Source organism: Pseudomonas sp. Pseusp15 (assembly GCF_059492165.1).
The window spans coordinates 2,429,480-2,442,574 of record NZ_CP168523.1; the positions used below are offsets into that span (position 1 = coordinate 2,429,480).

10 protein-coding genes are annotated in these 13,095 nt (G+C 61.3%); 4 read left to right on the forward strand and 6 right to left on the reverse strand.

The annotated features are described in order from the left end of the window. Nucleotides 1-24: 24 nt before the first annotated feature. Together ACEN8R_RS10945 and ACEN8R_RS10950 are read right to left on the reverse strand one after the other, a co-directional pair. Complete coding sequence (locus ACEN8R_RS10945) at nt 25-693, reverse strand: HAD-IA family hydrolase (protein ID WP_495624865.1); 669 nt, start codon at nt 691-693, stop codon at nt 25-27. A gap of 58 nt (nt 694-751) precedes the next feature. Then, nucleotides 752-1,159, reverse strand: a complete 408-nt coding sequence (locus tag ACEN8R_RS10950) for a response regulator (protein WP_018928967.1) — start codon at nt 1,157-1,159, stop codon at nt 752-754. Nucleotides 1,160-1,363: 204 nt separating this feature from the next. Between ACEN8R_RS10950 and ACEN8R_RS10955 the strand changes: the two genes are divergently transcribed. Further along, nucleotides 1,364-2,302 (forward strand): class I SAM-dependent methyltransferase, encoded by a 939-nt coding sequence (locus tag ACEN8R_RS10955; RefSeq protein WP_086945603.1) that lies wholly within the window; start codon nt 1,364-1,366, stop codon nt 2,300-2,302. A 242-nt stretch (nt 2,303-2,544) separates the two neighbouring features. Here the strand turns inward: ACEN8R_RS10955 and ACEN8R_RS10960 are convergent, their stop codons facing one another. Next, nucleotides 2,545-3,198, reverse strand: coding sequence for an NAD(P)H-dependent oxidoreductase (locus ACEN8R_RS10960; protein WP_018928965.1), 654 nt, complete (start codon nt 3,196-3,198; stop codon nt 2,545-2,547). 100 nt (nt 3,199-3,298) lie between these two features. Here ACEN8R_RS10960 and ACEN8R_RS10965 point away from each other — a divergent pair, with 100 nt between their 5' ends. Together ACEN8R_RS10965 and ACEN8R_RS10970 are read left to right on the forward strand one after the other, a co-directional pair. Then, nucleotides 3,299-3,937, forward strand: a complete 639-nt coding sequence (locus ACEN8R_RS10965) for a TetR/AcrR family transcriptional regulator (RefSeq protein WP_018928964.1) — start codon at nt 3,299-3,301, stop codon at nt 3,935-3,937. Between the two features lie 105 nt (nt 3,938-4,042). Then, the gene (locus tag ACEN8R_RS10970; RefSeq protein ID WP_018928963.1) at nt 4,043-5,806 is read left to right on the forward strand and encodes an L-lactate permease; all 1,764 of its coding nucleotides are present in this window, start codon (nt 4,043-4,045) and stop codon (nt 5,804-5,806) included. 28 nt (nt 5,807-5,834) lie between these two features. Here the strand turns inward: ACEN8R_RS10970 and ACEN8R_RS10975 are convergent, their stop codons facing one another. Genes ACEN8R_RS10975 through ACEN8R_RS10985 form a run of 3 tightly spaced genes read right to left on the reverse strand, consistent with a single transcriptional unit; the run spans nt 5,835 to nt 11,562 of the window. After that, the gene (locus tag ACEN8R_RS10975) at nt 5,835-7,220 is read right to left on the reverse strand and encodes an efflux transporter outer membrane subunit (RefSeq protein WP_018928962.1); all 1,386 of its coding nucleotides are present in this window, start codon (nt 7,218-7,220) and stop codon (nt 5,835-5,837) included. Beyond that, nucleotides 7,217-10,363, reverse strand: coding sequence for an efflux RND transporter permease subunit (locus ACEN8R_RS10980; RefSeq protein ID WP_018928961.1), 3,147 nt, complete (start codon nt 10,361-10,363; stop codon nt 7,217-7,219). Before ACEN8R_RS10980 ends, ACEN8R_RS10975 begins: the two co-directional genes overlap by 4 nt. A gap of 2 nt (nt 10,364-10,365) precedes the next feature. After that, a complete protein-coding gene (locus tag ACEN8R_RS10985; RefSeq protein ID WP_018928960.1) occupies nt 10,366-11,562 on the reverse strand; it encodes an efflux RND transporter periplasmic adaptor subunit in 1,197 nt (398 codons plus the stop codon). Between the two features lie 113 nt (nt 11,563-11,675). Here ACEN8R_RS10985 and baeS point away from each other — a divergent pair, with 113 nt between their 5' ends. Further along, on the forward strand, nt 11,676-13,094 hold the full coding sequence (baeS, locus tag ACEN8R_RS10990; RefSeq protein WP_018928959.1) for a sensor histidine kinase efflux regulator BaeS: 1,419 nt from the start codon (nt 11,676-11,678) through the stop codon (nt 13,092-13,094). Nucleotide 13,095: the final 1 nt, after the last annotated feature.

Consider the following 13,095-nt stretch of genomic DNA (forward strand, 5'->3'; position numbering starts at 1 on the left):
CTGACCGCATCAGGGCCGTGTCGATTACAAAAAGTGTAAACGGATCAGGTTATTGGCATCCACATGGCTCGTGACCGAGTCATAACTGGCCAGTGTGGCGTGCCGGGTCTGAAGGGGATGAACGTGGGTCGCGGTGATGACCATGATGTTGGCACCCGCCGCTTCACCTGCGCGAATTCCGACGTCGGCGTCTTCGAAGATCAGGCACTCGGCTGGGTCCACCTGCAGTCGACCAGCCGCCAGCCGATAGCCCGCAGGATCGGGCTTGCCGGCGCTGACATCTTCAGCGGTAACCATCACGCCAGGCTCGGGAATACCGGCCGCGGCCATTCGGCGCAACGCCAGGGCCCGCGGTGCAGAGGTGACGATGGCCCATTGGTGGGCGGGCAGCGACTTGAGGAAATTCGCCGCGCCGGACACCTCGACAATCCCCTCCACATCATCGATTTCCGCCTCGGTGATCCACGCCGCTTCAGCTTCGGCATCTACCCCTGGCAACGCCAGGCGATTGATGGTGTCGATGGCGCGAACGCCATGGATGGTCGGCAGAAAGGTTTCGACATCGACGCCGTGGCGCACGGCCCAGCTAGTCCAGATCCTCTCGGCGGCGGCGATGGAGTTGAGGACGGTGCCGTCCATATCGAACAGCAAGCCACGGAATGACCTGTTGAGCAGGGATGTTTTGACAGACAAAGGGCGACGTCCTTTTGCAAGAGCCAGGCAAATGTTGTCAGCTAATGTACACCAGCGCCTACAGGGTTCGGGTCGACTGCAAGGCGCGTTGCACACAATCGAGCAACTGCCCCACCGCCCAGGGTTTCTTGATGAACGAAACCGGATGCTTGACTCCGGAGCTTTTCGGGGTTTCGAAGCCAGACATGATCATGATCGGTTTGTCTGGCCAACGGTCGCCAAACTGATTGGCCAGGTCCGCGCCATTGAGTTTGCCCGGCATGGTGATGTCCGTCAGCAACAGCCCCACCTCCGGCGCGTGCTGCTCCAGAAACTGCGAAGCCGCATCCGCGCTGATCTGTGGTTTCACCGCAAAACCTTCCTCCTGAAGAATTTCGCAAAGAAACTCGAGGATCAACGGGTCGTCCTCAACCACAAGAATCAAACCGTCAGACAAATGCGCGCCCGCCGTCGATACTGGACTCATCACTGTGCCACTCCCTGATTGTTTCATTGGTTGCGCGGGCTCAAATCCGCCTCCTATTCAGGTATGAGCAGCGGACTTCGCGGAAAATTCATTTTTGATGCGGTTGTCCTGGAGATTCTCTGTTCAAGCCGACATACACGACCGTTTGTCAGCGCGTAATTGTGGTTAAAATGCCGCCCCCTTCTACATTGCCGACCTTGCCCGATGAATCCAGACGCCCTCTCCATCCTCCACGACCATTTGCTGACAGCACTTGCGGCCGCCCCCGCAGAAACCCGTCGGCTGTTTCACGGCCGTGGGCGCTGCTGGCCGGGGTTGGAGCAATTGACCGTCGACTGGCTCCAGGGCGTGGTGCTGGTCTGCGTATTCAAGGAGCCGCAAGCGTCGCAACTGGATGATTTGAAGCAGCGACTGATGGCGATCACGCAGGCGCCTGCGTGGAAAGCCTCAGGCGCGCATACCTTGCTGCTGCAACATCGCTATTTGCAGGAAAGCACCACCGAATGGCTGATCGGGGAGCCTATCGAGGAAATGACGATCACCGAGGGCGGCTTGCAGTATCGCGTGGACCTGGGCCGCAAACAGAACACCGGCCTGTTTCTCGACATGCGCTACGGCCGCGATTGGGTGCGGTCCAATGCGGATGGCAAGCGGGTGCTGAACCTGTTTGCCTATACCTGCGGGTTTTCAGTGGCCGCCATCGCGGGAGGCGCTACCCATGTGGTCAACCTGGACATGTCCCGCGCGGCCCTGAGCCGTGGTCGCGACAATCACCGGCTCAACGGCCATGACTTGAGCAAGGTGAGCTTTCTCGGCCACGACCTGTTCAAGTCCTGGGGCAAAGTGATCAATAGCGGCCCTTATGATCTGGTGATCATCGACCCACCGTCCTTTCAGAAAGGCAGTTTCCTGCTGACCAAGGATTATCAGCGCGTGTTGCGCCGTCTCCCGGAACTGCTCAGCCCCCAGGGCACGGTTTTGGCCTGCATGAACGACCCGGCTTTTGGCGCGGACTTCCTCATCGACGGCGTCACCCGCGAAGCACCGAGCCTGCGGTTTGAGCAACGGTTGGAGAATCCGCCGGAGTTTCCCGATGCCGATGTTGAGTGTGGGTTGAAGGCGTTGGTGTTCAGGCAGGGGTAGTTGAAAATCAAAAGGGTGATTCAACACCAGGCAGGCCGGCCAGACTCAGCAGACTAATGGTACTTGAGTGCTAAACCACGGCTTCCTACGATAGTGGTACGCAGCGGTTGGAGGTTTAAGCCGTTGCGTAAGTGGTGGGTGAACTGAACCCCAATAAGCCCACCCCTTGTTTCATGCGCATCTTGAGCCTCTCGGCTCTACTTCCTCCCCATCAAAGAGCTTTGAGGCTCTTTTTTTGTCTGTCAAAAAGCCTCGGCGCTGACCGCTCGGCAACGCTGAACATCCTGCTCCGCGTCGCGGCGCCCGGAGGCAGCAAAAAGCTCACGACCGATCGTGCGCGCAGCCTGCAGATGAACCGTCGGTTCCTGGATTTCCGATTCGAGCAGCAACTCGGACGTCACCACGCAAGCACCGCAATAATCAAAGATCCCATGGTCGATCTGCGTCTTCATGGCGTCGGCATAACCGTGGCGCGCATAGGTTCCTGCGTCGGCACCGCCAACACCCACCAGATGAACCCGCAGATGGCGAAGCTTCTTCTCCAACCTGGCATCCGCCGCGAAATCGAACGCCCAGCCATTGGCGAACACACGGTCGATCCAGCCTTTGAGCAGCGCCGGCATCGACCACCAATAAACCGGATAAACCAGCACCAGTGCATCGGCGCGATCGATTCGCGCCTGCTCGGCGGCCACATCGGCGGGCGGCGGTGCTTCACGGTGATGGACGGCGAGATCGGCCGCGCCGAATCTCGGATCGAACCCTTGCGCCCAGAGGTCCGCAATTTCGAAAGAGTGGTCGGCATCCGCCTCGGATACTCCTTCAGCGACGTGTCTCGCGAGGCTATGGGTAAGCGATTGGGGGTCATGGTGAGCCACAACGATGAGCGCGTGCATAACAAAATCTCCTGCTACGGAATGAGTGATTGAGGGTGAAAGACGAGCCTTATATACTCTTGGTAAGTTACGCTCAGTAAGCTACTTTTGGTATATAGCCATGTCAAGCACCGAAACACCCGAGCAAGATTCCAATCCGCAACCGCGCCGGCGGATGTCGCGGGAGGAGCGCCTGCGCCAGTTGCTGGATGTCGCCTGGCAACTCGTTCGAGAGGAAGGTACGGACGCGTTGACGCTTGGCCGGCTCGCCGAACAGGCGGGGGTCACAAAACCGGTGGTTTACGATCACTTCACCACCCGCCCCGGGTTGCTGGCGGTGCTCTATCAGGAGTTCGACGCACGTCAGACCGCGCTCATGGATACCGCGCTTGAAGCCAGTGAACCGACACTGGCCAGTAAGGCAATGGTCATCGCCTCGTCTTATGTCGACTGCGTTCTGCTTCAGGGCCGCGAGATCCCGGGTGTGATCGCGGCGCTGACGAGCTCGCCCGAGCTGGAAAAGATCAAGCGCGAGTACGAAGCGATCTTCATGGGCAAGTGCCGCAACGCCCTGCTCCCCTTCGCCGGAACCGGTGATATCGCGCCAGCGAGTCTTCGGGCGATGCTCGGTGCCGCCGAGGCGCTGTCCCATGCCGCCGCGACCGGAGAAATCACCGCAGAGCAGGCACAGGACGAACTCTTCGAAACGATCGTGGCGATGGTCGAAAGGAGCGCACGTCAGGAGGGTCTAGAAACCTAAAGCGCATCGTAGGGCTGGCAAGCACTCGCCAGGACAGCAGCGTATTGCCACCTATACTCAAGCCACCTTCCCCGCGCTACCCACAATAAAAAGCAGAGGTGGAAAATGGTCTGGCAGCAAATCTACGACCCCTTCGGTAACCCGGTGCTATCAACCCTCATGGCGGCGACGCCGGTGGTGGTGATGCTGGTTTCCCTGGCGTTTTTCCACATCAAGGCGCATCTGGCGGCGTTGTTGGCCCTGGGTTCGGCCTTGCTAATCGCGATTTTCGCCTTCGGCATGCCCGCGAACATGGCGGGCTCGGCCGCACTGTTCGGCGCCGCCAACGGTCTGTTGCCGATTGGCTGGATCGTGCTCAACATTATTTTCCTGCATCGGCTGACCACCGAGAACGGCTCGTTCAAAGTGCTGCAAGACTCCCTGGCGCGCATCACCGACGACCGACGTCTGCAATTGCTGCTGATTGCCTTCTGCTTCGGTGCCTTCTTCGAAGGGGCCGCCGGTTTCGGCACTCCCGTGGCGGTAACCGGGGCCATTTTGATCGGGCTGGGTTTCTCACCCCTGGCCGCGTCTGGCCTGGCGTTGATTGCCAATACCGCGCCCGTGGCGTTCGGTGCTCTGGGCACGCCCGTCATCACCCTGGCCAAAGTGACCGGGCTGGATGAAATGGAGCTGTCGATGATGGTCGGTCGGCAGTTGCCGTTCTTCTCGGTGATCGTGCCGTTCTGGCTGATCTGGGCCTTCGCCGGATGGCGCAAGATGCTGGAAATCTGGCCGCCGATTCTGGTTGCCGGCGTCAGCTTCGCCATACCGCAATTCCTCGTCTCCAACTACCACGGGCCAATGCTGGTGGACGTCATCGCGGCACTGATTTCCATGGCCTGCCTGACTGGTTTCCTCAGGGTCTGGAAACCAGCCACGGTGCATACCTCGGCCGCCCTGTCAGGGCGAGTCGACAACTCCAAAATAGCCCAGGAGCATGACCAGAAACCCGTCGCCAGCGCGACCTTTGCCAGCGATGCAAAACCCGCGGTTATGCGCGCCTGGATGCCGTGGATCATCCTCACGGTGTTCGTTTTCGCCTGGGGCACCCAGGGCTTCAAAAACTTGTTCGATACCCGCCCGGCCATGGATCCGCAAACCCACTCGGCCAAGCTTGATCCGCAGGGCAAACCGATGCGCGAGGCCAACCCGATCTTTGCCCCGAGCGTGACCTTCACCACGATTCATCAACAGATCGAGAAGGTCCCGCCGGTGGTGCCCGCACCGAAAGCCGAGGACGCGATCTACAAGTTCACCTGGTTCACCAGCACCGGTAGCGGCATCTTGCTCGCGGCGATCCTCGGCGGGCTGCTGATGGGGTACTCAATCCCGCAACTGCTGCACCATTACCTGCGAACGCTGTGGGTAGTGCGCTATTCGCTCACCACCATTGTGGCGATGCTCGCCCTGGGTTTTCTCACCCGCTATTCGGGCCTCGACGCCACCATGGGCCTGGCCTTCGCCGCAACGGGCATTTTCTACCCGATGTTCGGCACCCTGCTCGGCTGGCTCGGCGTGGCCCTGACCGGCTCGGACACGGCCTCCAACGTGCTGTTCGGCGGCTTGCAACGGGTGACCTCCGAGCAACTGGGCCTGAGCCCGGTGCTGATGGCCGCCGCGAACAGTTCTGGCGGGGTCATGGGCAAGATGGTCGACGCCCAGTCGATCGTGGTCGCGTCCACCGCCACCCGCTGGTACGGCCATGAAGGGGAAATCCTGCGCTACGTGTTTTTCCACTCCGTGGTGCTGGCAATTCTGGTCGGCGGGCTGGTGACGTTGCAGGCGTATGTGGCGCCGTTTAGCCATATGGTGGTGGGCGGGCACTGATCCAGGGGGGCGGGCCTGATCGCGAACATTAATTCCAGCCGCCCCCCATTACCTTGTACAACGTCACCCGGTTGCTCTGCTCGGCCAGACGCAGGGTGATCAGGTCCTGTTGGGCGCTGTACAACGAACGCTGGGCGTCCAGCGCTTCGAGGTAGCTTTGCGAGCCGCCGCGATAGAGCGCGTCGGCCAGTTCAAAGCTTTTACGGCTGGCGTCGGTCAAGGCTTGCTGGGCCGTCAGACGTTGGTCCAGGGTGCTGCGCACCGCCAGGGCATCGGCCACTTCCTTGAAGGCGGTCTGCAAGGTTTGCTGGTAGGTCTGCACCTGAATTTCACGCTCGACCTTGGCCGCATCCAGTGTCGCGCGATTGCTGCCGGCATCGAAGATCGGCAGGCTGACGCTCGGGGCGAAGGTCCAGGCGCCGCTGCCGGACTTGAACAGGCCGGACAAGGCCGAACTCGCAGAACCGGCGTTGGCGGTCAGGCTGATGCTCGGGAAGAACGCCGCACGGGCCGCGCCGATATCGATGTTGGCCGACTTGAGGGTGTGCTCGGCGGCCAGCACATCCGGGCGCCGTTGCAAAAGACTGGACGGTAACTCATCCGGCACCTGAACCAGCAGCGCGACCGATTGCAGGCTCGCGCCGGGCAGCAGTTCATCGGGAATATCGCTGCCGACCAGCAAGCGCAAGGCATTGTGGTCCTGGAGAATCTGACTGGCGTAGACCGCCACATCGCCTCGGGCCGACTCCACAGTGGTTTGCGCCTGGGCCAGGGCCAAGCCGGAAGAACCGCCCAAGGCATGGCTGCGTTGGTTCAGTTCGTAGGTTGCCTGTTGGCTGCGCAGGGTTTCCTGGGCCAGTTGCAAACGCTCATTGTCCGCCGCCAGCGTCAGCCAGGCCGTGGCCACTTCAGCCACCAGGCTGATCTGGGTGCTGCGCCGGGTTTCGGTCAGTGCCAGATAGTCTTCCAGCGCTTCGTCCTGAAGGTTCTGTACTCGCCCGAACACATCCAGTTCATAGCTGCTCAGCCCCAGTTGCGCACTGTACTCATGACTGGTGCTCGCCGTGCCGCTGCTGGACGTGCGGCTATGTGTGCCGCTGACTCCTGCATCGATGGTGGGAAACGCCGCCGCCCGTTGAATGCGATATTGAGCCTGGGCCTTTTCGATGTTCAGGCTGGCCAGACGCAAATCACGGTTGTTGGTCAGCGCCAGGGTCTGTAAGCGCGCCAGGCGACTGTCGGTAAAAAACTGCTGCCAGTGAATATCCGCCGCCGAATCGCCTGAGGCCACGCTGGTTGACGGCAACCATTGCCCGGCGACCGGCGCTTCGGGGCGCTGATACTGCGGCGCCAGATTGACACAACCGGTGAGCAACACCAGAGCAGCCAACAAGGGCCAATGAAACTTGATCATGCATCACCTTTCTGCGCGGTTGGGTTGGCGGTTGTTGCGGTGGATACGCGACCGAAACGACGACGGATCAGTACGAAAAACAGCGGCACAAAGAAGATCCCCAGCACGGTGGCGCTGAACATGCCCCCCAGCACGCCAGTGCCGATGGCCTGGCGCCCGGCAGAACCGGCGCCGGAGCTCAATGCCAGTGGCAACACGCCGAACATGAAGGCCAAAGACGTCATCAGGATCGGTCGCAGGCGTTGGCGCACGGCAGTCAGTGTCGCGTCCCGCAGGCTGTTGCCCTGCTCTTGCAGGTGCTTGGCAAACTCAACGATCAGAATCGCGTTCTTCGCCGCCAGTCCCACCGTGGTCAACAGCCCGACCTGGAAGTACACGTCGTTGCTCAAACCACTGAAGCGGGTCGCCAGCACCGCGCCGACCACCCCCAGCGGCACCACCAGCATTACCGAAAATGGCACCGACCAACTCTCATACAACGCCGCCAGGCAGAGGAACACAAACAGCACCGAGATCCCGTACAGCAGCGGTGCCTGGGAGCCGGACAAGCGCAGTTGATATGACTGCCCGGTCCACTCGTAGCCGATGCCTTCGGGCAGTTGTTTGATGATCGCTTCCACCGCATCCATCGCAACCCCGGCGCTCACCCCCGGTGCCGGATCACCGACCACCTCCAGCGAGGCGTTGCCGTTGTAGCGTTCCAGCAACGGCGAGCCATAGCTCCACGCGCTGCTGGCGAACGAGGAAAACGGCACCATCTCACCTTTGCTGTTGCGCACGAACCAGTGCTCCAGGTCAGCCGCCTGCATCCGCGCCGACGCCTCGCCCTGCACGTAGACCTTCTTCACCCGCCCCTGGTTGAGGAAGTCGTTGACGTAAGTGCCGCCCAACGCGGTGGACAAGGTGCTGTTAATGTCGCTGGTGCTCAGGCTCAAGGCGCCGGCCTTGCGATCGTCGATGCTGACTTTGAGCTGCGGTGTATCGTCCAGGCCATTGCTGCGTACTCCCAGCAGCCGCGGGTCTTTCTTCGCCAACTCGATGAACTGCTCCCGCGCGGCGACCAGGGCGTCATGCCCCAGTCCGCCAAGGTCTTTGAGTTGCAGGTCGAAACCCGAACTTTGCCCCAGGCCACGTACAGCGGGCGGCTGCATGACAAACACGTTGGCATCGCTAATGCTCGCCAACGCCAGGGTTGCACGTTGGGCAATAGAAGCCGCGTCCTGCCCTTTCCCCGATCGCTCGCTCCAGTCCTTGAGTTTGATGAAAGCCCGGCCGGTATTCTGGCTGTTGCCACCCATGCCCAAACCGCTGATGCTGATCAGCGCCTCGACTTCCGATTGTTCGAGCATGTAGCTCTCGAACTGCTTCATTACTGCCTGAGTGCGGCTATCGGTGGCGCCCACCGGCAACTGGATCTGCGCCATGAGGATGCCTTGGTCTTCATCCGGCAAGAACGAAGTCGGCAGGCTGGCGTAACCAGCGCCCATCGCCAACAAAATCACCCCGTACACCAGCAAGCTCCGACGCCCACGCTGCAGAATGCCGCCGACCCATTGTTGATAGCGCAAGGCGCTGCGTTCGAAGCTGCGGTTGAACCAGCCAAAGAAGCCGCTTTGCGCACCATGGCCCTGGGCATCGGACGGCTTGAGCAAGGTCGCACACAAGGCCGGTGTCAGGGTCATCGCCACCAACACCGACAGGAGCATGGCCGAGACGATGGTCACCGAAAACTGCCGATAGATAATCCCGGTGGAACCACCGAAAAATGCCATGGGAATAAACACGGCGCTGAGCACCAGAGCGATGCCGATCAGTGCACTGGTGATTTCCGCCATGGACTGGCGAGTCGCCGCCAGCGCCGAAAGTCCCTTCTCACTCATCACCCGCTCGACGTTCTCCACCACCACGATGGCATCGTCCACCAGCAGTCCGATGGCCAGGACCATGGCGAACATGGTCAGGGTATTGATTGAATAGCCGAACAGCGCGAGCACGCCGAAGGTGCCCAGCAATACCACCGGCACGGTGATCGCCGGGATCAGCGTGGCCCGCAGATTCTGCAGGAACAGGAACATGATCAGCACCACCAGCACGATCGCTTCGCCCAAAGACTTGACCACTTCTTCGATGGACAGGCTGACAAAGGGGGTCGTGTCGTAAGCGATCACGTTCTTGAGCTGCATTTGCGCAGGGTAGAAAGGCTCCAGTTCCTTGAGTTTGGCCTTCACCGCTTCACCCACGCTCAGGGCATTGGCCCCGGCGGCGAGCTGCACGCCCATGGCGGCGGCAGGTTTGCCGTTGAGGGCAGAACTCACGTCGTAGCTTTCGCTGCCCAGTTCGACCCGCGCCACATCGCCCAACAGCACCACCGCCCCATTGCTGGTGGACTTGACCACCACGTTGCGAAATTCTTCGGCGGTTTGCAGCTTGCTGCGGGCACTGATAGTGGCGTTCAACTGTTGCCCGGCCACCGCTGGCAAGGCACCGAGCTGGCCGGCGGACACCTCGGTGTTTTGTGCTTCCAGGGCGCTGCTGATGTCCGAGGGCATCAACGCATACTTTTCCAACAGGGCCGGGTCCAGCCAGATGCGCATGGCATAACCCGAACCGAGGGTCTGCACGTCGCCGACGCCATCGATACGACTGATCTGGTCGAGCAAGGTGCTGGAAATGTAGTCGCCGATCTGGGTGCCGGTAACGCTTTCGTTATCGGAGGCCAGGGCGGCAATCATCAGAAAGTCCGAACCGCCCTTGGTCACGGTCAGGCCTTCGCTCTGCACCGATTGCGGCAGTCGCGATTCAGCCTGTTGCAGTTTGTTCTGCACCTGCATCTGCGCCACATCAGGGTTAGTGCCGGCGGCAAAGGTCAGGCTGATGCTGGCGCTGCCCGCCGAACTGCTGGAGGCCGACATGTAGGTCAGGTTATCCAGCCCTTTCATCTGCTGTTCGATGACCTGCGTCACCGAGTTTTCCACGGTCTCGGCCGAGGCGCCAGTGTAGGTGGCGGAGATCCGTACCGTTGGCGGCGCGATGTCCGGGTACTGTTCCAGCGGCAGTTGGCTGATCGACAAGGCGCCGGCGAGCATGATGACGATGGCGATGACCCAGGCAAAAATCGGTCGATCGATAAAGAACCGCGCCATGCTCAGCCCTCCTGCGCAATGGCAGTCGGCGCCGATTGCCGCGTGCGGCTGCGAGTGCCAGGGTTTTGCGCCAGCACCGGGGCGCCAACCCGCACTTTCTGCCCGCCCTCGACAATCACCTGGTCACCCGCCGTCAGGCCCGAGGTGACCCACCATTGGTTGCCCACGGCGCGATCGATAGTCAGCACACGTTGTTCGACCTTGCCATTGACCACCAGCAACACCGACGTCACGCCACTGGCGCTGCGGGTCACGGCTTGCTGCGGAATCAGGATCGCTTGATCGTCCCGGGCCTGCTCCAGCACCGCCCGCACATACATGCCCGGCAGCAACAGCCGGTCCGGGTTGGCAATTTCCGCCCGCAGGGTCACGGTGCCGGTGCCCTCATTGACGCTGACCCCGCTGAATTTCAAGCGGCCCTCATGGGCGTAGGTGCTGCCGTCGTCGAGCTTGAGACTGATCCGCGCTTCGCCCTCGCCGTTGCTTTGCAGCACACCGCTGGCGAGGTCGCGCTTGAGGCGCAACAGCTCAGTGGTCGATTGCGTGATATCCACGTAGATCGGGTCCAGTTGCTGCACCGTGGTCAGTGCGCTGTCCTGATTGGCCACCACCAATGCGCCGGGGGTGACCGTCGAAGTTTCGATACGCCCGTTGACGGGAGAACTGATGCGGGTATAGGCCAGGTTGATGCGCGCCGTATCCACGCCGGCCTGGGCCACTTGCAGTTCAGCCTCGGCGGTCAGCAGACTGGCCTGGGCATCCTCGTTGTCCTGCTGGCTGATGGCATCGATCTTCGCCAACTGGGCATCACGCCTGGCTGTGGCCTGGGCCGACTTCAACGTGGCGCGAGCTTTGGCGAGGGTCGCCTGTGCTTCAGCCAATGCAGCCTTGTATGAGGACGCGTCCAGCTGATACAGCGCCTGCCCGGCCTTGACCTCGGCGCCTTCGACAAACAGCCGTTGCTGGACGATACCGCCGACCTGCGGGCGAATCTCGGCGATCATGAACGCCTGAGTGCGCCCGGCCAGCTCCGTGGTCAGCGCCTGGCTTTGAGGTTGCACCGTGATCACTGACACTTTGGCCGGTTCGACCACGGGCGCGGATGCGCCGGGGGAGCAACCGCTCAACACCACCAGAATGATCAAGGACAGTAAAACCGCGGCGGTTACCAGGGATTTGGCGAGAATTTTGGTCGACATAAATGCCTCTGCAAGACGGGGTGGCTGAAGCCAGACGCCATACTGCGAGGCAAATGTGCAGGAAAATTGAAGATTGCCTGCCGCCCTTGAATCTTCGTCGCGCCAGGGCCTAAATGGGCGGGCCATTCACCGACCTGCCCGAGCCCATGAAACTGAGTATCTCCACCAAACTGTTTATCGCGGTACTGGCCAGTGTGCTGTTTGTCATCCTGAGCATGGGGCTGGCCAACGGCTGGAGCTTCGGCAAAGGCTTTCTCGATTACCTCAACGAACAGGCTCTGTTGCGCATGACCCCAGTGCTGCCGCGCCTGGCCAGCGCCTATGAGCGCGAAGGCAGTTGGGAATTTCTGCGCAACCAGCCGGATCGCTGGTTCGAACTCATGCGACCGGAGCCGGGCGTAGACTTCACCAACCCGCAGCAGCCGACCCTGCCCACGTCTGACCTGACCGGCGCGGTGTTTCGCATCGCTCTGTTGGACCAGCAAAAGCAGTTGGTCATGGGCTACTCGGCGATTGCCGACGACGCCCTGATGCGCCCGATCGAGGTGGCCGGTAAAACCGTCGGCTGGCTGGCGGTAACGCCGTTCCAGAACGTGACCGAAGCCGGCGGTGAACGCTTTCGCCTGTACCTGTTGCGCACCAGTCTGGCCGTGGGCGTGTTCTCGTTGCTGCTGGCAATGCTGATCGCCTGGTGGATCGCCCGCACTTTGCTTGACCCCGTCAAGCGAGTAGCCGCCGCCACGCATCGATTGGCCGCAGGCGAGTACAGCAACCGGGTGGCGGTGTCCTCCAATGACGAAGTCGGTCAGTTGGCCCGCGACTTCAATCAACTTGCGTATACGCTGGAGCGCAACGAAAAAATGCGCCGGGAGTTCATGGCCGATGTGTCCCATGAACTGCGCACCCCGCTGTCAGTGTTGCGCGGTGAGCTGGAGGCCATCGAGGATGGTGTGCGCACGCTCGATCAGTCCTCGATGAAGTCGCTGCAAGGCGAAGTCGGCATGCTCAGTAAACTGGTGGATGACCTGTATGAACTGTCACTGGCCGATGTGGGTGCGCTGACCTACCGCAAGAGCGAATGCGATCTCAACGAGCTGCTGGACAGGTGCGCAGCGATGTTCCAGGAACGCTGCAATGCCCGGCACTTGCGCTTGGAGCTGGAGCTGCCGACACCCCCCCTAAGAGTGGAAGCCGACCCCAAGCGCTTGCAGCAACTGTTCGGCAATCTGCTGGAAAACGCCGTGCGCTATACCGATGAAGGCGGTGTGCTGCGTATTCGTGCGGCCAGCGATGGCGACGACGTACGCATCGATTTCCTGGATTCCGGCCCCGGGGTCGACGCGGATCAGTTGCCGCGTCTGTTCGAGCGTTTCTACCGTGGCGAAACCTCACGCAACCGCGCCAGCGGTGGCGCCGGTCTGGGGCTGGCGATCTGTCACAGCATCGCCCTGGCTCATGGCGGCAGCCTCAGTGCCGATCATTCCCCGTTGGGTGGCCTTTGGCTGACCCTGCGCCTGCCACGGAATGCCTGAA

Bases quoted from the DNA above. Each gene is read 5' to 3' on its own strand.
- ACEN8R_RS10965 (WP_018928964.1), top strand. From the start codon at position 3,299: ATGTCAAGCACCGAAACACCCGAGCAAGATTCCAATCCGCAACCGCGC.
- ACEN8R_RS10970 (WP_018928963.1), top strand. From the start codon at position 4,043: ATGGTCTGGCAGCAAATCTACGACCCCTTCGGTAACCCGGTGCTATCA.
- ACEN8R_RS10980 (WP_018928961.1), bottom strand. From the start codon at position 10,363: ATGGCGCGGTTCTTTATCGATCGACCGATTTTTGCCTGGGTCATCGCC.
- baeS (WP_018928959.1), top strand. From the start codon at position 11,676: ATGGGCGGGCCATTCACCGACCTGCCCGAGCCCATGAAACTGAGTATC.
- ACEN8R_RS10955 (WP_086945603.1), top strand. From the start codon at position 1,364: ATGAATCCAGACGCCCTCTCCATCCTCCACGACCATTTGCTGACAGCA.
- ACEN8R_RS10960 (WP_018928965.1), bottom strand. From the start codon at position 3,198: ATGCACGCGCTCATCGTTGTGGCTCACCATGACCCCCAATCGCTTACC.
- ACEN8R_RS10985 (WP_018928960.1), bottom strand. From the start codon at position 11,562: ATGTCGACCAAAATTCTCGCCAAATCCCTGGTAACCGCCGCGGTTTTA.
- ACEN8R_RS10950 (WP_018928967.1), bottom strand. From the start codon at position 1,159: ATGAGTCCAGTATCGACGGCGGGCGCGCATTTGTCTGACGGTTTGATT.
- ACEN8R_RS10975 (WP_018928962.1), bottom strand. From the start codon at position 7,220: ATGATCAAGTTTCATTGGCCCTTGTTGGCTGCTCTGGTGTTGCTCACC.